At 71.1% G+C, this 21,998-nt stretch carries 18 protein-coding genes and 1 tRNA gene; 3 read left to right on the top strand and 16 right to left on the bottom strand.

The window, feature by feature from the left end; translation table 11 throughout:
- Window positions 1–67 precede the first annotated feature (67 nt).
- Window positions 68–1,498 carry a glycoside hydrolase family 18 protein gene (locus tag ADK41_RS03700; RefSeq protein ID WP_030825152.1) on the top strand — a complete coding sequence of 477 codons (1,431 nt, stop codon included), beginning with the start codon at window positions 68–70 and terminating at the stop codon, window positions 1,496–1,498.
- Window positions 1,499–1,601: 103 nt separating this feature from the next.
- Here the strand turns inward: ADK41_RS03700 and ADK41_RS03695 are convergent, their stop codons facing one another.
- The 4 genes from ADK41_RS03695 to ADK41_RS03680 form a co-directional block, all read right to left on the bottom strand.
- Window positions 1,602–3,041, bottom strand: coding sequence for a GH1 family beta-glucosidase (locus ADK41_RS03695; RefSeq protein ID WP_030825149.1), 1,440 nt, complete (start codon window positions 3,039–3,041; stop codon window positions 1,602–1,604).
- A 110-nt stretch (window positions 3,042–3,151) separates the two neighbouring features.
- Window positions 3,152–4,057 (bottom strand): carbohydrate ABC transporter permease, encoded by a 906-nt coding sequence (locus ADK41_RS03690; protein WP_030825145.1) that lies wholly within the window; start codon window positions 4,055–4,057, stop codon window positions 3,152–3,154.
- A 12-nt stretch (window positions 4,058–4,069) separates the two neighbouring features.
- On the bottom strand, window positions 4,070–5,083 hold the full coding sequence (locus ADK41_RS03685) for a carbohydrate ABC transporter permease (RefSeq protein ID WP_030825142.1): 1,014 nt from the start codon (window positions 5,081–5,083) through the stop codon (window positions 4,070–4,072).
- 5 nt (window positions 5,084–5,088) lie between these two features.
- Window positions 5,089–6,447, bottom strand: coding sequence for an ABC transporter substrate-binding protein (locus ADK41_RS03680; protein WP_030825140.1), 1,359 nt, complete (start codon window positions 6,445–6,447; stop codon window positions 5,089–5,091).
- A 344-nt stretch (window positions 6,448–6,791) separates the two neighbouring features.
- On the opposite strand from ADK41_RS03680, the gene ADK41_RS03675 reads away from it, so the two are divergent.
- Window positions 6,792–7,847 carry a LacI family DNA-binding transcriptional regulator gene (locus tag ADK41_RS03675; protein ID WP_030825137.1) on the top strand — a complete coding sequence of 352 codons (1,056 nt, stop codon included), beginning with the start codon at window positions 6,792–6,794 and terminating at the stop codon, window positions 7,845–7,847.
- A 4-nt stretch (window positions 7,848–7,851) separates the two neighbouring features.
- On the opposite strand, the gene ADK41_RS03670 is transcribed toward ADK41_RS03675, so the two are convergent.
- The 4 genes from ADK41_RS03670 to ADK41_RS03655 all read right to left on the bottom strand — a co-directional run bounded on the left by ADK41_RS03670 (window position 7,852) and on the right by ADK41_RS03655 (window position 11,035).
- Window positions 7,852–8,685, bottom strand: a complete 834-nt coding sequence (locus tag ADK41_RS03670; protein ID WP_234318723.1) for a hypothetical protein — start codon at window positions 8,683–8,685, stop codon at window positions 7,852–7,854.
- 133 nt (window positions 8,686–8,818) lie between these two features.
- Window positions 8,819–8,891, bottom strand: a tRNA-His gene (locus tag ADK41_RS03665).
- Window positions 8,892–9,010: 119 nt separating this feature from the next.
- Window positions 9,011–9,613, bottom strand: a complete 603-nt coding sequence (gene orn / locus ADK41_RS03660) for an oligoribonuclease (RefSeq protein WP_030825133.1) — start codon at window positions 9,611–9,613, stop codon at window positions 9,011–9,013.
- Between the two features lie 195 nt (window positions 9,614–9,808).
- On the bottom strand, window positions 9,809–11,035 hold the full coding sequence (locus tag ADK41_RS03655; RefSeq protein ID WP_030825129.1) for a helix-turn-helix domain-containing protein: 1,227 nt from the start codon (window positions 11,033–11,035) through the stop codon (window positions 9,809–9,811).
- A gap of 811 nt (window positions 11,036–11,846) precedes the next feature.
- On the opposite strand from ADK41_RS03655, the gene ADK41_RS03650 reads away from it, so the two are divergent.
- A complete protein-coding gene (locus tag ADK41_RS03650) occupies window positions 11,847–12,374 on the top strand; it encodes a universal stress protein (RefSeq protein ID WP_030825127.1) in 528 nt (175 codons plus the stop codon).
- A gap of 336 nt (window positions 12,375–12,710) precedes the next feature.
- Here the strand turns inward: ADK41_RS03650 and glmS are convergent, their stop codons facing one another.
- The 8 genes from glmS to ADK41_RS03610 form a co-directional block, all read right to left on the bottom strand.
- Window positions 12,711–14,528, bottom strand: a complete 1,818-nt coding sequence (glmS, locus tag ADK41_RS03645; protein ID WP_030825124.1) for a glutamine--fructose-6-phosphate transaminase (isomerizing) — start codon at window positions 14,526–14,528, stop codon at window positions 12,711–12,713.
- Between the two features lie 11 nt (window positions 14,529–14,539).
- Entirely contained in the window at window positions 14,540–14,797 is a 258-nt protein-coding gene (locus ADK41_RS03640; RefSeq protein WP_030217181.1) for a hypothetical protein, read from the bottom strand.
- 85 nt (window positions 14,798–14,882) lie between these two features.
- Window positions 14,883–15,767: a DUF4429 domain-containing protein gene (locus tag ADK41_RS03635; RefSeq protein WP_030825121.1), complete on the bottom strand. Its 885-nt coding sequence runs from the start codon at window positions 15,765–15,767 to the stop codon at window positions 14,883–14,885.
- A 141-nt stretch (window positions 15,768–15,908) separates the two neighbouring features.
- Entirely contained in the window at window positions 15,909–17,681 is a 1,773-nt protein-coding gene (locus ADK41_RS03630) for an IucA/IucC family protein (RefSeq protein ID WP_030825118.1), read from the bottom strand.
- Window positions 17,678–18,241 (bottom strand): GNAT family N-acetyltransferase, encoded by a 564-nt coding sequence (locus ADK41_RS03625; protein WP_030825115.1) that lies wholly within the window; start codon window positions 18,239–18,241, stop codon window positions 17,678–17,680. The genes ADK41_RS03630 and ADK41_RS03625 overlap by 4 nt, the downstream gene beginning before the upstream one ends.
- Complete coding sequence (locus ADK41_RS03620; protein ID WP_030825112.1) at window positions 18,238–19,539, bottom strand: lysine N(6)-hydroxylase/L-ornithine N(5)-oxygenase family protein; 1,302 nt, start codon at window positions 19,537–19,539, stop codon at window positions 18,238–18,240. The genes ADK41_RS03625 and ADK41_RS03620 overlap by 4 nt, the downstream gene beginning before the upstream one ends.
- Window positions 19,523–20,965 carry a lysine decarboxylase DesA gene (desA, locus tag ADK41_RS03615; protein WP_030825109.1) on the bottom strand — a complete coding sequence of 481 codons (1,443 nt, stop codon included), beginning with the start codon at window positions 20,963–20,965 and terminating at the stop codon, window positions 19,523–19,525. The genes ADK41_RS03620 and desA overlap by 17 nt, the downstream gene beginning before the upstream one ends.
- Window positions 20,966–21,120: 155 nt before the next feature.
- Window positions 21,121–21,990 (bottom strand): siderophore-interacting protein, encoded by an 870-nt coding sequence (locus ADK41_RS03610; RefSeq protein ID WP_030825105.1) that lies wholly within the window; start codon window positions 21,988–21,990, stop codon window positions 21,121–21,123.
- Between the last annotated feature and the right edge of the window lie 8 nt (window positions 21,991–21,998).

Genomic DNA, 21,998 nt, shown 5'->3' with positions numbered 1-21,998 from the left:
TTGTCCGGATCCGGCTCGCTAGCGTGCTGCCGCACCCCCCTCGAACGGCAACGAAGGCAGGCACGCGATGAGCACGCACCGGCGCAGGGTCAGCGGCAGGAACAAGGCGATCGGCGCGGCGACCGCCGCGGCCGTGGCCGGCGGCGGCGCGTTCCTGTTCACCGGCACCGCCCAGGCGGCCGGCGTCGGCGCGGCGTACACCAGGACCAGCGAGTGGTCGACCGGCTACACCGCCCAGTACGTGGTGACCAACGACAGCGGCGAGCGCGACCGGGACTGGAAGCTGGAGTTCGACCTGCCCGCCGGCACCGAGCTCGGCTCGCTGTGGAACGCCGAGGCCGGTGTCAGCGGCCGGCACGTCACCGTCCGGCCGGCGGCGTGGGACACCGACGGCCTGGCCGCCGGCGAGTCCGTCACCGTCGGCTTCGTCGCCAAGGGCGACGGCGACCCGACCGGCTGCCTGGCCGACGGCGCCGCGTGCGGCACGGACACCGCCCCCACCCCCGAACCCAGCGGCCGTCCCACCGACGCCCCCGCCCCCACCACCCGGCCGACCCCCACCGAGGAGCCGACCGCCGGGCCCACCGGGAGCACCGGCACCGGCACCACCGCCGGTTTCGCGCCCTACGTCGACACCTCCCTCTTCCCCGCCTTCGACCTGGTCGCGAGCGCCGAGGCGACCGGCGTGAAGGAGTACAACCTCGCCTTCGTCACCGACGGCGGCGGCTGCACCCCCAGGTGGGGCGGCGTCAGCGGCCTCGGCGACAACGCGGTGGCGGGGCAGATCGGCGCGCTGCGCGCCAAGGGCGGCGACGTCCGGGTCTCCTTCGGCGGCGCGGCCGGCTCCGAACTGGGCACCACCTGCGCCTCGGCGGACGCGCTGGCCGCGGCGTACGAGAAGGTCGTGAACGCCTACGACCTCACCAAGGTCGACTTCGACGTCGAGGGCGGCGCCCTGCCGAACGCGGCGGCCAACACCCGCCGCGCCCGGGCGATCGCGAAGCTCCAGAAGGCCCACCCGGACCTCGACGTCTCCTTCACCCTCCCGGTGATGCCGGAGGGCCTCACCCAGGACGGCGTGAACCTCCTCGCCGACGCGAAGGAGAACGGCGTACGGATCGACGCCGTCAACATCATGGCGATGGACTACGGCCCCGCCTACAGCGACGACATGGGCGCCTACGCCGAGCAGGCCGCCACCGCCACCCAGGCCCAGCTCAAGGGCGTCCTCGCACTGAGCGACGCCGACGCCTGGAAGACGGTCGCCGTCACCCCGATGATCGGCGTCAACGACGTCGTCACCGAGGTCTTCGAGGTCGACGACGCCACCCAGCTGGTGGACTTCGCCCGGTCCAAGGGCCTGGGCCGGCTGTCCATGTGGTCCGGCGCCCGCGACCGGCAGTGCCCCGGCGGCGCCAAGCCCGCCGCCGACCCCACCTGCAGCTCGATCCTCCAGGACGGGTTCGCCTTCACGAAGGCGTTCGCCGCCTACGAGTGAGGCGCTCGCGGAGAGCTCGTGGAAAAACGGGGCGCGGCACTCCCCCGGAGTGCCGCGCCCCGCCCCCGTCCCCCGCTCCCCCGTCCTCCGGAGCCGGAGTCGGTCAGATGTTCTCCGGCTCCGGAAGCGTCCCCGACTTCGCGGCCCGCGCGTACCACAGGGCGCTGGACTTCGGGGTCCGCTGCTGGGTCACGTAGTCGACGTACACCGCGCCGAAGCGCTTGTCGTAGCCGTACGCCCACTCGAAGTTGTCCAGCAGGGACCACAGGAAGTAGCCGCGCACGTCCGCGCCGTCGGCGATGGCCCGCCGCACCGCCGAGAGGTGCCCGTGCAGGTAGGCGACGCGCTCCGGGTCGTGCACCGTGCCGTCGGCGTCCGGCTTGTCGTCGAAGGCCGCGCCGTTCTCGGTGATGTAGATCGGCAGTCCGGGCGCCTCACGGTTGTAGCGCATGATCAGCTCGTGCAGGCCCGTCGGGTCGACGGACCAGCCCATCTCGGTCTGCTCGCCCGGCGACTGGTGGAAGGCGACGTCGTCCGCGGCGGGCCACGGCGAGTGCTCGCTCGCCCCGTGACCGTCGGCCCGCGGGCCCTTCGCGTCCGGGTCCGCCGCCGACACCAGGGTGGGCGTGTAGTAGTTGAGGCCGAGCGCGTCCAGCGGCTGGTGGATCAGGTCCAGGTCGCCGTCGAGGACGAACGACCAGTCGGTGAGCGACGAGGTCGCCTCCAGCAGCGTCTCCGGGTAGGCGCCGTGCATGATCGGGCCGTGGAAGATGCCGCCGGACAGGTCGTCGATCTTGCGCGCCGCCGCCACGTCCGCCGGGTCGCTCGGCGAGAGGGGCCGGACCACGGAGGAGTTGAGGCTGATCGCGATCGAGTTGCGGGCCGGCATCACCGAGCGCAGCGCCTTGGCGCCCAGGCCGTGCGCCAGGTTCAGGTGGTGGGCGGCCTTCAGCGCGGCCGCCGGGTCGGTGCGGCCGGGGGCGTGCACCCCGGAGGCGTACCCCAGGAAGGCGCTGCACCAGGGCTCGTTGAGCGTGATCCAGTTCTCCACGCGGTCGCCGAGCGCCTCGCCGACGATCTGCGCGTACTCCGCGAAGCGGTACGCGGTGTCGCGCTCCGGCCAGCCGCCCGCGTCCTCCAGCTCCTGCGGCAGGTCCCAGTGGTAGAGGGTGACGGCCGGCTTGATGCCCTTCGCCAGCAGCTCGTCGACCAGCTTGCGGTAGAAGTCCAGACCGCGCTGCACGGCGGGGCCGCGGCCGGTCGGCTGCACCCGCGACCAGGAGACGGAGAAGCGGTAGGCGTTCAGGTTCAGGTCCGCCATCAGCGCCACGTCGTCGCGGTAGCGGTGGTAGTGGTCGACAGCGATGTCACCGGTGTCGCCGCCGATGGTCTTGCCGGGCGTGTGGCTGAAGGTGTCCCAGATGGAAGGCGTGCGCCCGTCCTCCCGCACCGCCCCCTCGATCTGGTACGCGGAGGTCGCGGCGCCCCAGAGGAAGGCGGGAGGAAAGGTCACCGGGGTCGCCGGCGTTGCGGAGTCAGACATGGAAGCGCTCCCATAGGAGGTCGTGGAAGACCGACGAGTACGAAAAGGAGGGGGAGGGGCCGAGGCGGCGGTGACCCGGCCCCCGCAGGGGTACGAAGGCGAAGCGGGCGTCAGCCCTTGACGGCGCCCTGCATGATGCCGCCCACGATCTGCTTGCCGAAGATCGTGAAGACCAGCAGCAGGGGCAGCGTACCCAGCAGCGCACCCGCCATGATCAGGGACTGGTCCGGGGTGTACCCGCGACCGAGGCCCGCCACCGCCACCTGCACGGTCGGGTTGCCGGTCTGGGTCAGCACCAGGAACGGCCACAGGAAGTCGTTCCAGGTCTGCACGAACATCAGCATGCCCAGCACGGCCATCGCCGGCCGCGCGGCCGGGAACACCACGTGCCACACCACGCGCCAGCTGCTCGCGCCGTCCACCCGGGCGGCCTCGATCACCTCGTCCGGCAGCGCCTGGAGCAGGTACTGCCGCATGAAGAACACGCCGAAGGCGCTCACCAGCGACGGGAAGATGACCGCCTGCAGCTGGTCGGACCAGTCGAGCTTGGCGACCATCATGTACAGCGGGATGATGCTGAGCTGCGGCGGCACCATCATCGTGCCGATCACGATCAGCATCAGCGCGTTGCGGCCCTTGAAGCGCAGCTTGGCGAAGGCGAACCCGGCGATCGTCGACAGCACGACGATGGTCACCGCCGAAATGCCCGCCACGATCGTGGTGTTGAGGAAGGCCTCACCGAGGTTGGCGTCCTTCCAGGCGATCTCCAGGTTCTTGAACAGGTTGGAGCCGAACCAGAACGGCGGCGGGTTCTGCGCCAGCCGCTGGTTGTCCCGGGAGGCGGCGATCGCGGTCCACACCAGCGGGAACAGCGACACGATCGTGAACACGATCAGGATCGCGTACGCGAGCGGACCGCCGTGCAGCGTTCCGCCGGCCCGCGCCGACTTCGGCAGGCGCGGACGCTTCGCCATCTTGGCGGGGGCGGTCTCGGGGGGCGTCACAGTCGTCGTCACGGCCACAACTCCTTAACTGCTGGCGCGCAGCCGGCGCGAGATGAGCTGGTTGATGATGCCGATGACGATCAGGATGATGAACATCGTCCAGGCGATCGCCGAGGCGCGGCCCAGGTGCTGGTTCACCCAGCCCTGCTCGTACAGGTACAGGCCGAGCGTCTGGAACTGGTGCTCCGCGCCGCCGGACGCGCCCTTGTTGGCGTCGAACAGCAGCGGTTCGCCGAAGACCTGGCTGGCGCCGATGGTGGAGACCACCACCGTGAACAGGATGGTCGGACGCAGCGCCGGCAGGGTCACGTGAAGGAACTGCTGCCAGCGGTTGGCGCCGTCCAGCGCCGCCGACTCGTACAGGTCCTGCGGGATCGCCTGCATCGCGGCCAGGTAGATCAGCGCGTTGTAGCCGGTCCAGCGCCAGATGATGATCGACGACACGGCGAACTGCGAGGGCCACTTCTCGCCCTGCCAGTCGACCGGGTCGATCCCGACGAAGTCCAGCGCCCAGTTGATCATGCCGTAGTCACGGCCGAACAGCAGCACGAACACCAGGGAGGCGGCGGCGATCGAGGTGGCGTACGGGGCGAGCATCGCGACCCGGTAGAAGGTCGAGGCGCGCAGCTTGTAGTTGAGGATGTGGGCGATGCCCATCGCCATCAGCAGCTGCGGGACGGTCGCGATGATGCCGATGGTCAGGGTGTTCTTCGCGGCGTTCCAGAAGAACTCGTCGTCGAAGATCCGGGTGTAGTTCTTCAGCCCGACCCAGCTCATGTCGGTCGGGGCGGTCAGCTCCACCTGGTGCAGCGAGGCCCAGCCCGTGTAGATCAGCGGGAACAGGCCGAAGGCGATGAACAGCAGGAAGAACGGCGAGACGAAGGCGTACGGGCTCCAGCGCATGTCGCGCTGCCAGCGCCGGGACAGCTTGGCCCGGCGTCGCTGGTCCTTGTCCGTGGGCGCGGGGCCCTTGGACGGACGGCCCGGGGCCGCGCCCCCCTTGACGGGGAGCGCGGCGGTGTCGGGGCGGGTGGCCATCTCGGTCACTTGTCCAGGTTGTTGTCGATGGTCTTGGTGGCCGTCTCCCAGGCCTCCTTGGCGGACTTGCCCTTGGTCACCAGGATGACGCCGTTGTCCGTCAGACCCTGCTGGATGATCTGGTCCTTCGGGCCGATGACCTGGACCGGGATCTGCTTGGCGGCCTCGGAGAAGATCTCGCCGATCGGGGAGTCACCGGTCATCTCGTTCTTCGCGCCGGTCACCTCCGGGCTGTCGTACGCGCCCGGGGTGCTCGGGAAGCTGCCCTGCACCTTGAACAGCTTCGCCTGCTGCTCGGGCGCGGTCAGCCAGGCCACCAGCTTCTGCGCCTCCTCGACGTTCTTGCCGCTCTTCGGCACGCCCAGGAAGGAGCCGCCCCAGTTGCCGGACTTGGGCGCCACGGCCACGTCCCACTTGCCGGCGGCGTCCGGCTTGGACTTGCCCTTGATGGTGCCGAGCATCCACGGCGGGCAGGCGACGGTGGCGAACTTGCTGTTGGCGATGGTCGTGTCCCAGGCCGGCTGGAACTGCGTCTGCGACTGGACCAGGCCCTTCTCGGCGGCCTCGGCGGTCAGGTCGAAGGCGTCCTTGACGGCCGGGTTGGTCTTGTAGATGACCTCGCCGGACTCGTCGTAGAACTTCTTCTCCTCACTGCTGAGGATGGCGTTGATCAGACCACCGGGGGAGTCCATGAAGAAGGTGTCCCCGCCGGCGCCCTTCTTGTACTTCTCACCGGCCTCGATGAACTTCTTCCAGTCACCGGCCCACAGCTTGCCGACCTCCTCGCGGTCGGTCGGCAGGCCGGCCTTCTCGAAGAGGTCCTTGCGGTAACAGATGGCCATCGGGCCGACGTCGGTGCCGAGACCGATGGTCTGGCCGTCCTTGCTGGTGGCCTGCTCCCACTTCCAGGGCAGCCAGCCGTCCTTCTTCACGCCCTCGGCCTTGGACATGTCCGCGAACTTGTCCGCCTGGGTGTTGACGACCTCGGCGATGTTGGCGACCTCGATGGCCTGGACGTCCATCAGGCCGCTGTTGGTGGTGAGGTGGTTGAGCAGCGCGGGGTAGTAGTTCTCGTTCCGCTCGATGACGGTCTGCTCGATCTTGATGTCCGGGTTCAGCTTCTCGTACTCGGCGTAGAGACCGGCCTCCTGGAAGCCCATGGTGCCGAACAGACCAAGCGTGATCTTGGTCTTGCCCTCGCTGTCGGACGAGGATCCGTCACCGCCGCTACCGCCGTCGTCGGCACAGCCGGCCAGCAGCCCGGTGCCCAGCGACACCACGGCCGCGATGGCCAGCGCCTTACGGGCGATGGGCTTCCCCCCGCCCGACCGCTGACGGGAGAGGGGGAGGGTACGTGCTCGCATTGCGTCCTCCTGTTGCCCTGACGTGCCGACCCCCCGGCCAACGGCTTTGTTGGACCCGTATCTTGCGCGTTGCGGCTCGGGCGGGGAACGTGCGGGTTGTGTATGTGTCAGGTACTGTGGGAGCGCTCCCACAAGTGATGTGTTGAAGAGTCGCGGGTCCGGGCGGGGGTGTCAAGGGAACAGACGAGGCAAAGTGCCTTCAGTTATCTGCCTGTTAACTTGACGCCGAAGATCCGCCCCCCAAAAGCCCGTGGTCCGCACGCCGCCCTCCCGGCGGTGGCCGCCGTCACCGGCGGGGCTGTTACATTCCAGGCCAGCGTGACACACGACGGAAGGCGGAGCCGATGGCAAGCCACGGAGCGCGGGGCCGGAGCGGCGGCCGGCCCACCCTCGAAGAGGTGGCCGCGCGCGCCGGCGTCGGCCGCGGCACGGTCTCCCGGGTGATCAACGGTTCGCCCCGGGTGAGCGACGCCACCCGCGCCGCCGTGGAGGCCGCGGTCGCCGAGCTCGGTTACGTCCCGAACACGGCCGCCCGCGCCCTGGCCGCCAACCGCACCGACGCCATCGCCCTCGTCGTGCCCGAGCCGGAGACCCGGTTCTTCGCCGAACCGTACTTCTCCGACATGCTCCGGGGCGTCGGCGCGGCGCTCTCCGACACCCAGATGCAGCTGCTGCTGATCTTCGCGGGCAGCGACCGGGAACGGCAGCGGCTCGCCGAGTACCTCGCCGCCCACCGGGTGGACGGGGTGCTGCTGGTCTCGGTGCACGCCGACGACCCGCTGCCCGACATGCTGTCCCAGCTGGAGATCCCGGCCGTGATCAGCGGCCCCCGCTCGGCCGCCGAGACGCTCGCCTCCGTGGACTCGGACAACTACGGCGGCGCCCGCCAGGCCGTCGAGCACCTCATCGGCCGGGGCCGGCGCACCATCGCCCACATCACCGGCCGCCTCGACGTGTACGGCGCCCAGCGGCGCGTCGACGGCTACCGCGACGCCCTGCGCGACGCGGGCCACGAGGTGGACGACCTGCTGGTCGAACCGGGCGACTTCTCCGAGGACGGCGGCCGCCGCGCGATGGCGGCCCTGCTGGAGCGCCGCCCCGACCTGGACGCCGTCTTCGCCGCCTCGGACGTCACCGCGGCCGGCGCCCGGCACGCCCTGCGCGACGCGGGCCGCCGCATCCCCGACGACGTGGCCCTGGTCGGTTACGACGACTCCGCCATCGCCCGCCACATGGACCCGCCGCTGACCAGCGTGCGCCAGCCGATAGAGGAGATGGGCCGCGCGATGATCGACCTCCTCCTCGCGGAGGTCGCCGACCGCCGTCCGTCGGTGTCCCGGGAGCTGGAGCGGCGTCAGATGGTGCTGGCCACGGAACTGGTGGGCCGCGCCTCCTCGTGACGCCTCAGTGTTCCGTACCGGGGCCCGGGGCCTTCAGGACCGCCTCGGCGCGCAAGGTGGGGGCGGCGACGCGGTGGTGTGCCCCGCGCTCCCGCCACCGGGGGGCGGTGGCCCGCTCGTAGTCCCTGCGCAGGCCGGCCGGGATCAGGCCCAGGCGCCGGTCCGGCAGTGGTCTGCCGTCGGCCCCGGCCCAGGAGCTGATCTCCTCGAAGTCGTCCGCCGGTGAACCCGCGACCGCGTACACGGGGAGGCGGTCCTCGGTGAGCACGGTGCGGGGCAGGGAGAGGCCGAGGCGTTCCTCGAAGACGGCGAGGCCGAGGCGCTTGCGTTCGATGCGGTCGTAGTCGCCGGTCTCGCGGTACGTGTCCCCGTCGGGGTTCAGGATTCCGGCGGCCACCAGGTCCGGCAGGAACCGGTCGCGTTCCTCGCCCCAGCGGACGCGCTCCTCGCCCAGCCCGTATCCGCAGACGGTGCGGCCGTCGCGCGCGTACAGGACGGTGGTGGGCGGGTGCTCCGAGTTGTGGTGGTAGTGGACGGCCTCGACGCCGTCGCGCGAGACCTCCCCCAGCCGGTCGTGGTAGCGGCCGTAGAGGACGGCGAACGCCCAGCCGGCGTGCTCGCCGACGCGGACCACGGCGCTGCCCGGCCCGCGCCCGGGGTAGCCGTCGACGTCGAGGTCCTCCGTCTCGGCGTCGGTCATCGGCCCGGCGGCCGCTTCGCGCCGCGCCCCCATGCGGACCGCCAGCTCCTCGGCGTCGATGCCGCGGGCGAAGTGCACGTCCAGCATCCACCCGGAACTCGTCACCGCGCCGACCATCCACTGCACACCGTCGCCCACGTGCCCTCCCCTTGTGCCGGCGGACGGCCCTGCGCCCGTCCGCCGACGACCGTAGGGCGGTCCGCCGACGTCCCGGTGGCGGGAACGAGTACAGCCGGTGACCTTGTAACAAGGTCACCGGCTGTACGGTGAGGGTGAGTGACGGGACTCGAACCCGCGGCATCCTGGACCACAACCAGGTGCTCTACCAGCTGAGCTACACCCACCATGGCCTTGTCGGTTGAGGTCAGTGACTTCCCCGACCGGCCGAGAAAAAGTGTACAGGGTCCGAAGGGGTGCTCGCGCACGGCTTTCCGGGGCGCCCCCGCACGGCCTCCCGATCCGCCTACTGAGCAGGCAGGACGTGCTTCGCGGCGATCTTCTTCGCGGTGTCCGAGTCGGGCCCGGGCTCCGGTACGAAGACGGCCTCGCGGTAGTAGCGCAGCTCCGCGATGGACTCGCGGATGTCGGCGAGGGCGCGGTGGTTGCCGTTCTTCTCGGGGCTGTTGTAGTACGCCCTCGGGTACCAGCGGCGGGCCAGCTCCTTGATGCTGGACACGTCCACGATGCGGTAGTGGAGGTAGTCCTCCAGGGTCGGCATGTCCCGCAGCAGGAAGCCGCGGTCGGTGCCGACGGAGTTGCCGCACAGGGGCGCCTTGCCGGGCTCCTTGACGTGTTCCCTCACATAGTCGAGGACCTGCCGCTCGGCCTCCTGGAGCGTCGTGCCGCCCTCCAGCTCGGCGAGCAGTCCGGACGCGGTGTGCATCTCCCGCACCACCTCCGGCATCGTCTCCAGGGCCCGCTCAGGCGGGCGGATAACGATGTCCACGCCCTCGCCGAGCACGTTCAGTTCGGAGTCGGTGACGAGGGCGGCCACCTCGATGAGCGCGTCGTCCGACAGCGAGAGGCCGGTCATCTCGCAGTCGATCCACACCATGCGATCGTTCATGTGTCTCACCTTACGGGGCGCCGTGCCGTGCGGAACCGGGCGGTGAAGCGCGCGTTCCCGTGATGTCCCGGCATGGGGGTGAACGTCACGGGGCCGCCGCCCCGGGCCCCCGCTCCGGCCCTGAACGGGCCTCGCCCCGGATCGCCGGACGGGCCGGAGGCCATGGCCTCCGGCCCGTCGTTCGCCGTCGTCGGCTCACGGCGCGCTGCGCTGGCCCGGGAAGGCCGAGGCCGTCACGGGCGGGCCCACGGCGCCGGCCGCCGCCGTGCGGCGGGACTGGTGCGGGAGCGGGCTGTCCGGGTGCAGGGCGGGCGGCGCCTGGGGTCCCGCGTGGCCCGGCTGGCCCGGCGGGAGGGATCCCGCGGCGCCCGGAGCGCTCTCGGCGTCCTGGTTCCGGTCGGCCTGCGGGCGCCGCGCGCGGTACGCGGCCCGGTAGGCGGCCGGGGACGAACCCAGCTGGCGCCGGAAGTGGCCGCGCAGCGCGACCGGCGAGCGGAAGCCGCAGCGGCCGGCGACCTCGTCCACCGAGTAGTCCGACGTCTCCAGCAGGCGCTGCGCCTGGAGCACCCGCTGCGTGATCAGCCACTGCAGCGGCGCGCTGCCGGTCAGCGAGCGGAAGCGGCGGTCGAACGTACGACGGCTCATGTACGCGCGTGCCGCCAGCGTCTCCACGTCGAACTGCTCGTGGAGGTGCTCCAGCGCCCAGGCGACGACCTCGGCGAGCGGGTCGGCGCCGATCTCCTCCGGTAAAGACCGGTCGAGGTAGCGCTCCTGGCCTCCGCTGCGGCGCGGCGGCACCACCAGGCGGCGGGCCAGCGCGCCGGCCGCCTCGTTGCCGTGGTCCGTGCGCACGATGTGCAGGCACAGATCGATTCCGGCCGCCGTGCCCGCGGAGGTCAGCACGTCGCCGTCGTCCACGAAGAGCTCCCGTGGATCGACGTGCACCGACGGATAGCGTTTCGCCAGCGTCGGCGCGTACATCCAGTGCGTGGTCGCTGGACGGCCGTCCAGCAGGCCCGCCGCCGCGAGGACGAAGGCGCCGGTGCACAGCCCGACGATGCGGGCGCCCTCCTCATGGGCCCGGCGCAGTGCGTCCAGGGCCTCCTCCGGTGGTGGCGAGGTGATCGAACGCCAGGCCGGCACCACGACGGTGCCCGCCCGGGATATCGCCTCCAGGCCATGCGGCGCGGTGAGTTCCAGGCCCCCCGTGGTCCGCAGCGGGCCCTCCTCACCCCCGCAGACGAGCAAGCGGTAGCGCGGTACGCCGGCGTCCTGGCGGTCAACCCCGAACACCGACAGCGGTATGGAACTCTCGAAGATGGGGCCGCCGCTGAACAGCAGCACCGCGACGATCTCCTTGCGGCGGCGCCCGGAGAGTTTCCGGGCCGTCGTCTCCGGCGCGGCAGTGGAGTCGTGGCTCATGACTGCTAAGCCCCCCTCGGTGGTCGCGGCTCCTCGGTTGTGTCGCTCCTGCACGTTTCCCCTCGGTCCTGCACGAGTCCCCCGCCGTAAGACATCAAGATCGAATCTACTGTGTCCCGTCGCGCGCCGGTGGCCGGTTCGCCACCCGGCGCATTGTCGACTTGGCAACTTGGCGTGAAGCATTCGATCACGAAGCGTTGCACTCGTGGGCCGTGTGGGGAAGTGCGCCTTGTCGCAGTGGCCAATCCGCGTAGGGTGCGCAGGGCTCGGCGGACCCTTTTCGTGCAGGTCGAACGGGGGTTGGGGGGTGGCTGCGGCGGAGGGCTCACACAAGCCAGAAGTTGGCTGAAAAGATACGGACGGGGGCGCGGAAACCGGTCAGTTGACCGGTGTCTCCCCGCCGCCGTGCCACCGGCGCCGCCGCACCCCGGTTCCGGCCCGCCCGCGCCGGCCCCGCGAGGGCTCCGGCCTCCCGGACGGCAGCGGGCCCGAAGTGCCCCGGAGCACGGCTCGCGGGGCCGGCGCGCGGCCGGGCCGTCGGTCACCGCGGGGCCGCGGCGGACCCCTCGCGGCGGCTCGCTCCCACCGGCAGGTGAACCCCGCGCAAACCACTTGTACGGGACAGCAACCATTGCGTGACGGGTGGGCCCTCGTGCATGCTCCGGTGAACCCGCCTGCCGGCACGCGCGGGACCTGGGCTCAGGAGGCGTGCCGCCGTACCCTTGAGGGTATGGGATCGGGAAGGTAATTCCCGGACACAGCTCCGCCGCACACTGTCGTCCCCACAAAGGATCACACCCCCGAGACAGCCATGGCCGGTCACGAATTCTTCGAACCCGCGGACCGCAAGCGGTCGGTCGCCGATCCCACGGCGGCCGAACCCCTGGCGGCGGAGGAGTCGCGCCATCCCTGCGACCCCGCGTTCCGGCACGGTGTGGTCGTCGGCTTCGACGGTTCCACCTCCAGTGAACGGGCCCTCGCGTACGCCATCGGCATGGCGCGGCGCTCCGGTTCGGGCCTGATCATCGTCCACGTCGCCAACCGGCTGCCCACCACGGTGTGGGCGGGGTGCGAACCGCCGGTCTTCGTGGACGTCCCCGACCACCGCACGGAGGTGCTCGGACTCGAGCTCGCCTGTGCGGACTATCTGGCCGAGGTGCCGTGGATCCTCGTCGAGCGTGGGGGGGACATCTGCCACGAACTCGAAGAGGTGGGGCGGGAGTATGCCGCCGACGCGATCGTCGTGGGTTCCACCCACGGGCTCGTGGGGCGGCTTTTCGGGTCCGTCGCCGGGAGGCTGGCGAAGCGGGCGCAGCGGCCGGTCGTCGTCATTCCGTAAGGGGGTACGGGCCCCGGGTGTTGGCCGGCAGCACGTGGGGGCCCGTCCTGTGATGCGGCCTGTGCGGGCGCGTGAGAGGGCTGGTCGCGCCCCTGCGGCGGAGCCGCGTGTCGGTGTGCAGCCCCGCGCCCCTGGAAGCGGGTGTTGCTCCGGCGTTGCCGGCTTGGCCGGGTTCCCCGGTTCGGTGTGCCCGTGCGGCGGAGCCGCGTGGTGGTACGGCTCCGCGCGCCTGGAAGCGGGTGTTGCTTCGGCGTTGCCGGCTTGGCGGGGGTCCTGGGTTTGGTGTGTCCGTGCGGCGGAGCCGCGTGGTGGTGCGGCTCCGCGCGCCTGGGGGACCTACTCGACCGTGACCGACTTGGCGAGGTTGCGGGGCTTGTCGATGTCCCGGCCGAGGGCCAGGGCGGTGTGGTAGGCGAGGAGTTGGAGGGGGATGCCCATGAGGATGGGGTCGAGTTCGTCCTCGTTCTTGGGGACGAGGACCGTGTGGTCGGCCTTCTCCTGGTCCTGGTGGGCGACCGCCACGATCCGGCCGCTGCGGGCCTTGATCTCCTCCATGGCCGCGCGGTTCTTCTCCAGCAGGTCGTCGTCGGGGACGATCGCGACCGTGGGGAGGGCCGGCTCGATCAGGGCCAGCGGGCCGTGCTTCAGCTCGGAGGCCGGGTACGCCTCGGCGTGGATGTAGGAGACCTCCTTGAGCTTCAGGGAGGCCTCGCGGGCCACCGGGTAGCCCCGGACGCGGCCGATGAAGAGCATCGAGCGGGCCTCGGCGTACTCCAGGGCCAGCTTCTTGATCTCCTCCTCCTGCTCCATGATCTCGGAGATCTGCCCCGGGAGCCGGCGCAGGCCCTCGATGATCCGCTTGCCGTCGCGCACCGACAGGTCGCGGGTGCGGCCCAGGTGCAGGGCGAGCAGGGCGAAGGCGACCGTGGTGTTGGTGAAGCACTTGGTGGACACCACGCAGACCTCGGGCCCGGCGTGCACGTAGACGCCGCCGTCCGCCTCGCGGGCGATCGCGGAGCCGACGACGTTGACCACGCCCAGCACCCGCGCGCCCTTGCGCTTCAGCTCCTGCACGGCCGCCAGCACGTCGTACGTCTCACCGGACTGGGAGACCGCGACGTACAGGGTGTCGGGGTCCACGACCGCGTTGCGGTAGCGGAACTCGGAGGCCGGCTCGGCGTCGGCGGGGATCCGGGCCAGCTCCTCGATCATCTGCGCGCCGATCATGCCGGCGTGGTACGAGGTGCCGCAGCCGAGGATCTTCACGCGGCGGATCCGGCGCGCCTCGCGGGCGTCCAGGTTGAGGCCGCCCAGGTGCACGGTGGAGAAGCGGTCGTCGATCCGGCCGCGCAGCACGCGGTCCACGGCCTCGGCCTGCTCGTGGATCTCCTTGTGCATGTAGGTGTCGTGGCCGCCCATGTCGTACGAGGCCGCCTCCCACTCCACGGTGGTCGGCTCGGCGGTCGTACGGGTGCCCTCGGTGGTGTAGGTGCGGAAGTCGTCGGCCTTCAGCGTCGCCATCTCGCCGTCGTCCAGCGTGACGATCTGACGGGTGTGGGCGACCAGCGCGGCGATGTCGGAGGCGACGAACATCTCCTTCTCGCCGATGCCGAGCACGACCGGCGAGCCGTTGCGGGCCACCACGATGCGGTCCGGGAAGTCGGCGTGCAGCACGGCGATGCCGTAGGTGCCCTCGATGAGGCGCACGGTCTCGCGGACCTTGTCCTCCAGCTTCTCGGCCGTGGAGCGGGCGATCAGGTGGGTGAGGACCTCGGTGTCCGTCTCGGAGAGGAACACGACGCCGTCCGCCTCCAGCTTGCGGCGCAGGTCGGAGGCGTTGTCGATGATGCCGTTGTGGACGACGGCGACCTTGCCCTCGGCGTCCAGGTGCGGGTGGGCGTTCACGTCGGAGGGGGCGCCGTGGGTGGCCCAGCGGGTGTGGGCGATGCCGGTGGTGCCCTTGAAGCGCGCCGGGACCTTGGCCTCCAGGTCGCGCACCCGGCCCTTGGCCTTGACCGTCTTCAGGCCGGACGCCTTCGGCGACGTGACGGCGATGCCCGCCGAGTCGTAGCCGCGGTACTCCAGGCGCTGCAGGCCCTCGAGCAGCAGGGGAGTGACCTCACGCCTGCCGATGTATCCGACGATTCCGCACATATGTGTAGTTCCTAGCCGTAGACGATGCGGCGCAGTTGCCGGAGCGAGAGCTCGGGCGGGGCCACCGCGCGGTATCTGAGGTCCGCCTCGATCCGTTCGAAGATCGTCGCGTTCACCAGGCCCTGGGCCTGGAGCTCGCGGTGGCGGCGACGGACGTACTCCTCGGTCGTCTCGTCGAAGTAGGCGAGCACGTCCTGGACCACGCGCAGCGCCTCGCCCCGGCTGAGGGGCGTGGACCGCGTCAGATGATCAACGAGTTCGTCGTGCACCCGATGATCCTGAGGTACCGGTGGCCGTTTCGCAAGAAACCTGCCCGATTTCGGGCAGGACTCACCGGCAGGGCTCAGGATCGGCTCACATGCGCTTGAGGATCGCCTGTTTGGCGAGGGTGAACTCCTCGTCCGTCAGCACCCCGGACCGGTGCAGCTCGCCCAGCTCCCGCAGCCGGCGCAGCAGGGCGTCGTGGCCGTCCTCGGCCGGGGCGGGGGCCTTCTGCACCGGTGCCGCCCCGAGCTCCCGCGGGCGCTCGTCGGCGGGAGCGGCCGGGTGCGGCAGACGGGCCTGGACGGCGGCGGCGACGAGCGCCATCAGCGGGTCCTTCCTGAAGCCCCACAGCTCCACGGCGTGGGGGTCGTACTTGGCGGGCGCCTTGGTGGGGGAGTGCCGCACGAGAAAGCGGAGGTGGCCGTTCTCCAGGCCGGCGGCCGGCTGCCACTCCACGCCGGTCAGGTCCGTCAGCGCGAGGGTGCGGGCGCCGGCGGCGGCCTTGGCGTCCTCCGTCTTCCAGTTCCACTCCAGCCGGACGCGCTCGCCGTCGAAGCCGACCGTGCCGTCCCCGGCGGAGACGGACAGCGGCACGGACGGGCCGGGCAGCAGGTACGCGGTGACCGGGTCGGCGGGGACCTGGTCCAGCAGCAGGGCGGTGCGGACCTCCTCCGTGAAGTACTCGGCGACGCCGTAGCGGTCGGCGTCGACGATCAGCTGGTAGGGGTCGTGCGGCTCGGTGAGCCGGCCGCCGGTCGCGTGCAGCAGGGGATCGGCGCCGTCGCGCAGCCGCAGTCTGAGCCGTCCGGTCCGCTTGCCCTGCTCCAGCGATATGCCCGCCAACGCCCTGAGCGGCACCACCAGTTCACCCAGGGTCCTGCGGAGCAGTCCGACGCCCTTGTCCCGTCCGGGGGTCAGCCGCAGGGCGTCCCCGTCGAAGGTCCAGGTGCCGTCCTTCTGGATGATTTCCGCCATGGGGGGATTGTTCCACCGGAGCCGCGGGAGAGTGGTCCGGATCGATCCGGCTTCCCTTGCGGGGCAACGGAGTTCACGTGGCCCCGTGCCGACGGTGCGCCCCGGGGGACCGTACTCCGGGGCGCTCGCCTGTTGTGCGGGTCAGAACCCCGCGATCGGGTTCCTCAGCGTCCCCACCAGCTGGAGCGCGCCCGACGGGTCCGTGAGGTCCACCATCTGCCGGTTGTTACGCAGCTGGAGGCGGTTGAGGCAGGAGAGGGCGAACTCGGGGGCGAACATGTCGTACCGGGCGAACTTGTCGGCCAGCTCGGGCACCGACGCCTGGTACTCGCGGGTGATCTCCGCGACCGTGCCCCAGAAGCCGTCCTCGTCCAGGACGCCCTCCTCGGCGAGGTTCGCCGCGAGGAAGCGGAAGAAGCAGTCGAAGACGTCCGTGAAGACCGACAGCAGCTTCGTGTCGTCCGGGACCTCCACCCGGATGCGGGAGACCTCCGGCGGCAGCACCGCGTCCGGGTCCATCACCGCGATCTCCTCGGCGATGTCCTTGTAGACCGCCCGCCGCACCACCCCGTCCTCCAGCACGAGGATCACGTTCTCGCCGTGCGGCATGTACACCAGGTCGTAGGCGTAGAAGCTGTGCAGCAGCGGGACGTAGTACGCCCGCAGGTAGCGCCGCAGCCACTCGGCCGGAGCGAGCCCCGAGCGCTCGATCAGCGCGCCCGCGAAGGACTTCCCCTCGTGGTCGACGTGGACCAGCGACGCCATCGTGGCGAGCGACTCGCCGTCCTCCAGCGACGGTACCGGGCTCTCCCGCCACAGCGCGGCCAGCATCTTCCGGTACGGCGAGGAGCGGTCCGTGGCCCGCTCGTACTCCAGGTGCCGGTAGCCCACTGCGGCCCGCTCGCGGATGATCGACAGCCCCGTGGCCCGCAGCACCGGGTCGCCGTCGATCAGCCGGGCCAGCCAGTCGTTGATCGCCGGGGTCGCCTCCATGTAGGCGGCGGACAGTCCGCGCATGAACCCCATGTTGAGGACGGACAGGGCCGTCTTCACGTAGTGCTTCTCGGGGTGCGAGGTGTTGAAGAAGGTGCGGATGGACTGCTGGGCCAGGTACTCGTCGTCGCCCTCGCCCAGGCAGACCAGGTGTCCGCGCGCCACCTCGGCGGCGAAGGTGACGGACAGCTTGTTCCACCACTGCCAGGGGTGGACGGGGACGAGGAGGTAGTCGCCGGGGTCGAGGTCCCGCTCGCGCAGGACGTCGTGGAAGCCCTCGACGGTCTCCTCGCCCAGCTCCTGCCGGATGAACGACTCGTACGCGATCCCGGCGCCGGCCGTGAACGCGGCCCGCGAGCGGTGCGCGGCCAGCCACACCAGCCTCACCGGGTGCGCGGTCTCCGGCGCGTACGCCAGGTACTCGTGGACGCCGAAGCCGAGCCGCCCGTTGTTGGCGACGAAGCAGGGGTGGCCCTCGGTCATCCCGGTCTCGATCGCCTGGAAGCCGGCGTCGACCAGCTCGGCGACCGGGACCTGCGGCTTGGTGAGCTTGTAGCAGGTGCCGGAGAGGGTGGAGGAGATCTCCTCCAGGTACACCGGCAGGATCTCCTCGCTCAGGCCCAGCGACTTCCGCAGCTCGATGAAGAAGTCCAGTGCCGCGAGCTCGAGTTCGGTGTCGCCGCGGTGGCGGGTGATCGAGTCGGCGTCGACCTGCCAGTGGTCCAGCGCGCGGAGCGTGGCCGTGAAGGCGTACCGGGTCAGGCCGTCGTCGCTGCGGACGACGTACCCGCCGTCGCCGGTGGCCTCCGGCGTGAGGAGCCGCTCGTGCGCGAACTCGGCGAGCGCCTTGCGGATCAGGAGGCGGTTGGCCCGTGCCCAGCGGTGGGGGGACAGGTGCGCCACGGCGTCGGACGGGATCATGCGGATGCTCCTCGGGCGGCCTCGCTGTGCTTGTCGAAGAAGCGTTCGCGCGTGCAGAAGCTCAGCAGCGCGCGCTTCTCCGGCTTGTCGATCTCACGCTCGGGGACGAAGCCCACGGCCTCGTTCAGGGCGTGCACGGCCTTGTTGGCCACGTCCGGCTCGACCACGACCCGTCGGGTGCCCGGGTCGGCGAACAGCTCCGTCATCACGGCGGTGATGACGGCCCGGGTGAAGCCGTGGACGGGCCGGTCGGTGGGGGCGACCAGGAAGTGCATGCCGACGTCGCCGGGCTCGGGGGCGTACAGGCCGACGAGGTCGACGTACCGGGGGTCGTACTTCTCCATCAGGAAGGCCGGTTCGCCGTCGTGCAGGCCCAGGTAGGCGTGGTGGTGCTCGTGGGCGGCGATGCGCAGGTACTCGCGCTCGACGTCCTGGAGCGTCGCATTCTGCATCATCCAGAAGGCCGCCTTGGGATCGGTGACCCAGCGGTGCAGCAGCCCGGCGTCCCGCGGCGGGTCCAGGGGGCGGACGGTGAACCTGCCGATGCTCGTACTGCTCATATGGCGAACTCCTGGAACGCGATGGTCTTCTCGACCGGGTAGTACTCGGCGCCCAGCAGCTCGCGGATGATGGTCGCGTTCCGGTACGGGCCCATGCCCAGGTCGGGGCTGGTGACGCTGTGCGTGTGGACGCCGGCGTTCTGCAGGAAGACGCCGCGGCCGGTGACGTCGATGGCGTAGTCGCGGCTCACGTCGAAGCGGCCGTGGGCGTCGAAGCGGAGCCGGTCGCGCACCGGGTCGAGGAAGGCCGGCGGCGCGTAGTGGTAGCCGGTGGCCAGCACCAGGCCCTCGGTGCGGATCTCGAAGTCCTTGTCCTGCTCGTCCTGGTGGAAGCCGAGCGTGTAGCCGCCGTCCTCGTACCGGGCGGTGGTGAGCGAGGAGTTGGTGAGCAGCCGGGTGGCCACCGGCCGGTCGCCGCTCTCGACGTTCTTCTGGTACAGCAGGTCGAAGATGGCGTCGATCAGTTCCGAGTTGATGCCCTTGAACAGGCCCTTCTGCTGCTTCTCCAGCCGGTAGCGGGTCTCCTCGGGCAGTGCGCGGAAGTAGTCGATGTAGTCCGGGGAGGTCATCTCCAGGGTCAGCTTGGTGTACTCCAGCGGGAAGAACCGAGGGGAGCGGGTGACCCAGTTGAGCTGGTAGCCGTGGACGTCGATCCCGGAGAGCAGCTCGTGGTAGATCTCGGCGGCGCTCTGCCCGCTGCCGACGATCGTGATCGACTCCTTCTCCAGCAGTTCCGCCTTGCGGTGCACGTAGTGCGCGGTGTGGAAGAGGCCGCCGTCGAGGCCGCGGCAGGGCTCCGGGACGAACGGCACGGTCCCGGTGCCGAGCACCAGGCGCCGGGCGCGGTACGTCTCGCCGGCCGCCGTCGCCACGGCGTACAGCCCGTCGCCCTCGTCGTACGTCACCTCGGTGACCGTGGTGCCGAAGCGGATGCTGCTCAGCTGGGCGGCGGCCCAGCGGCAGTAGTCGTCGTACTCGACCCGCAGCGGGTAGAAGTTCTCGCGTATGTAGAACGAGTACAGCCGCCCCTTCTCCTTCAGGTAGTTGAGGAAGGAGTACGGGGACGTCGGGTCGGCCAGGGTGACCAGGTCCGACATGAACGGCGTCTGGAGGTGGGCGCCGTCGAGGAACATCCCGGCGTGCCACTCGAAGTCCGGCTTGGACTCCAGGAAGACGCCGTTCAGTTCGGCGATGGGCTCGGTGAGGCAGGCGAGGCCGAGGTTGAAGGGGCCCAGTCCGATCCCCACGAAGTCGTGGGTCGTGTGCGTGGGGCCCGTCGGGTCAGGAAGCGCGGTCAAGGGACTCTCCCAGGTACTGCTCGGCGTGGCCGGCGATCAGATCGAGGACGGCGGCGATGTCGGACGTGGTGGTCTCGGGGTTGAGCAGGGTGAACTTCAGGTAGTGGCGTCCCGCCACCTTGGTGCCCGCGACCACCGCGTCGCCGGAGGCGAACAGGGCCTTGCGGGCGTGGAGGTTGGCCCGGTCGATCTCGGCGGGGTCGGTGACGGCGGCCGGGACGTAGCGGAAGACCAGGGTGGACAGGCTCGGCTCGACCACGACGTCGAAGCGGGGGTCGGCGGCCAGCAGGCTCCAGCCCTCGGCGGCCAGGTCGCACACCTCGTCGAAGAGCTGCCCGATGCCGTCGGCGCCCATCACGCGCAGCGTCATCCACAGCTTGAGCGCGTCGAAGCGGCGGGTGGTCTGCAGGGACTTGTCCACCTGGTTGGGGATGCGTTCCCGCACCATGCGGCGCGGGTTGAGGTACTCGGCGTGGTAGGTGGCGTGCCGCAGCGTGGCCGCGTCGCGGACCAGCACGGCCGAGGAACTGACCGGCTGGAAGAAGGACTTGTGGTAGTCGACGGTGACGGAGTCGGCGCGCTCGATGCCGTCGAGGCGGTCGCGGTACTTCAGCGAGGCGAGCAGACCGCAGCCGTAGGCGGCGTCGACGTGCATCCAGGCGCCGTACCGCCCGCACAGTTCGGCGATCTCGGGCAGCGGGTCGATGGAGCCGAAGTCGGTGGTGCCGGCGGTGGCGACGACGGCCATGGGGACCAGGCCGGCCTCGGCGCAGCGCTCCAGCTCGCGGGCGAGGGCGACGGTCCGCAGGCGCTTGTCGTGGTCGACGGGCACCGCCACCACGGCGTCCGGGCCGAGACCGAGCAGTTTCGCGGACTTCTGCACGCTGAAGTGGCTGACCTCGGAGGCGAGGACGCGCAGTCTCGCCAGGTCGTCGGCCTTGGCCTCCTCGCGGGCCAGCAGCAGCGCCTGGAGGTTGGACTGGGTGCCGCCGGAGGTGAACACGCCGTCGGCGGCCGGGCCCAGACCGATGCGGCCCGCCGTCCAGTCGATGAGTTTCCGCTCGATGAGGGTGCCGCCGGCCGACTGGTCCCAGGTGTCCAGGGAGGAGTTGACGGCGGAGAGCACGGCCTCGCCGAGCAGGGCCGGGATGACGACCGGGCAGTTGAGGTGGGCGAGGTAGCGGGGGTGGTGGAAGTAGACGGCGTCCCGGAGGTAGACGTCCTCCAGTTCGTCCAGTGCGGCGGTGGTGTCGTGGAGCGGCCGGTCGAGGTCGATGCCGTCGACGCGGGGGGAGAGCGCGTCGGCGGTGACGCCGGTGAACGGCCTTTCGGTGGTGGCGAGTTTGGCCGCCACCCGCTCGACTCCTTCGGTCACGGAGCGGCGGTAGTGCTCCGCGGTGGTGTCGTTGAGCAGGTGCGAGCGCATGTGGGGGTCCTCCGGTGGGGACGATCCGGTGCGGGGAAAGCCGGCGGCGTGTTGCTTAGGTTAGCCTAACCTAAGCAACACGCCGCGAAACCCCCTCCGTCGTGACGGTGATCACTCCTGTGCCGTGAGTGATCGGGGGCCGAGTCCGTTTCTCGCTAACCCTGTTGGTGCAGCTGCTCCTCCGTCAGCCCGCGGCGCCAGTAGCCCACGAACGTCACCCGCCTGCGGTCGATCCCCCGCTCGCCCACGAAGTGCCGCCGCAGTCGCTTCACGCGGTCCGCCTCCCCGGCGATCCAGACGTACGGCCGCTCGGCGGGCGGGAGTCCGGCGGTGCGGAGCTCGTCCAGGGCCATGGGGGAGCCCTGGTCGTGCGCGCCCCTGACGCACCACGTGATCTCGGCGTCGGCCCCGGTCGCCAGGTCCTGGACGTCCCCGGGGTGCGGCACCTCCAGCCACACCCGGGCACGGGCGCCGGCCGGGAGGGCCTCCAGGACGGCGGCGGCGGCCGGCAGGGCGGTCTCGTCGGCCCAGAGCAGCACCAGGTCGGTGTCCTCCGGCGGGCGGAAGCGGATCGCGCGGTTGTCGGCGATCGCGGGGCCGAGCAGCAGCACCCGGTCGCCGGCGGCGGCCCGGGCGGCCCAGCGGGAGGCCGGGCCCGCCGCGGCGGACGCGCCGTCCTCCCCGGCGACGCCGTGCAGCACGAAGTCGACGTCGATCTCGGCGGTGTCTCCCCCGGCGTCCGCGCGCAGCGCCCGGAGCGTGTACGAGCGCATCACGGCCCGCACGTCGTCGGGGAGTTCGCGCCACCCCTGCCACCAGCCGTCGCCGAGTTCGACCGGCACCACCGGCTCGCTCTGCCCCGGATGCGGCAGGAACAGCGACAGGGACTGGTCGCGCCCGTCGGAGCGGAAGTCGCGCAGGTCGGGGCCGGCGAAGGTGACCCGGACCAGGGACGGGCCGAGTCGCCTCACCGCTGCGACCTGGAGGGAGAAGAAGCGGAACGGGGCGGCTACGGCGGTGGTCACGTGTGACT

Origin of the sequence: Streptomyces caelestis (genome assembly GCF_001279005.1) — a bacterium.
GTDB lineage: Bacteria > Actinomycetota > Actinomycetes > Streptomycetales > Streptomycetaceae > Streptomyces > Streptomyces heliomycini.
Note: the sequence above shows the minus strand (reverse complement) of the source record. Positions and strands in the feature narration are given on the sequence as shown.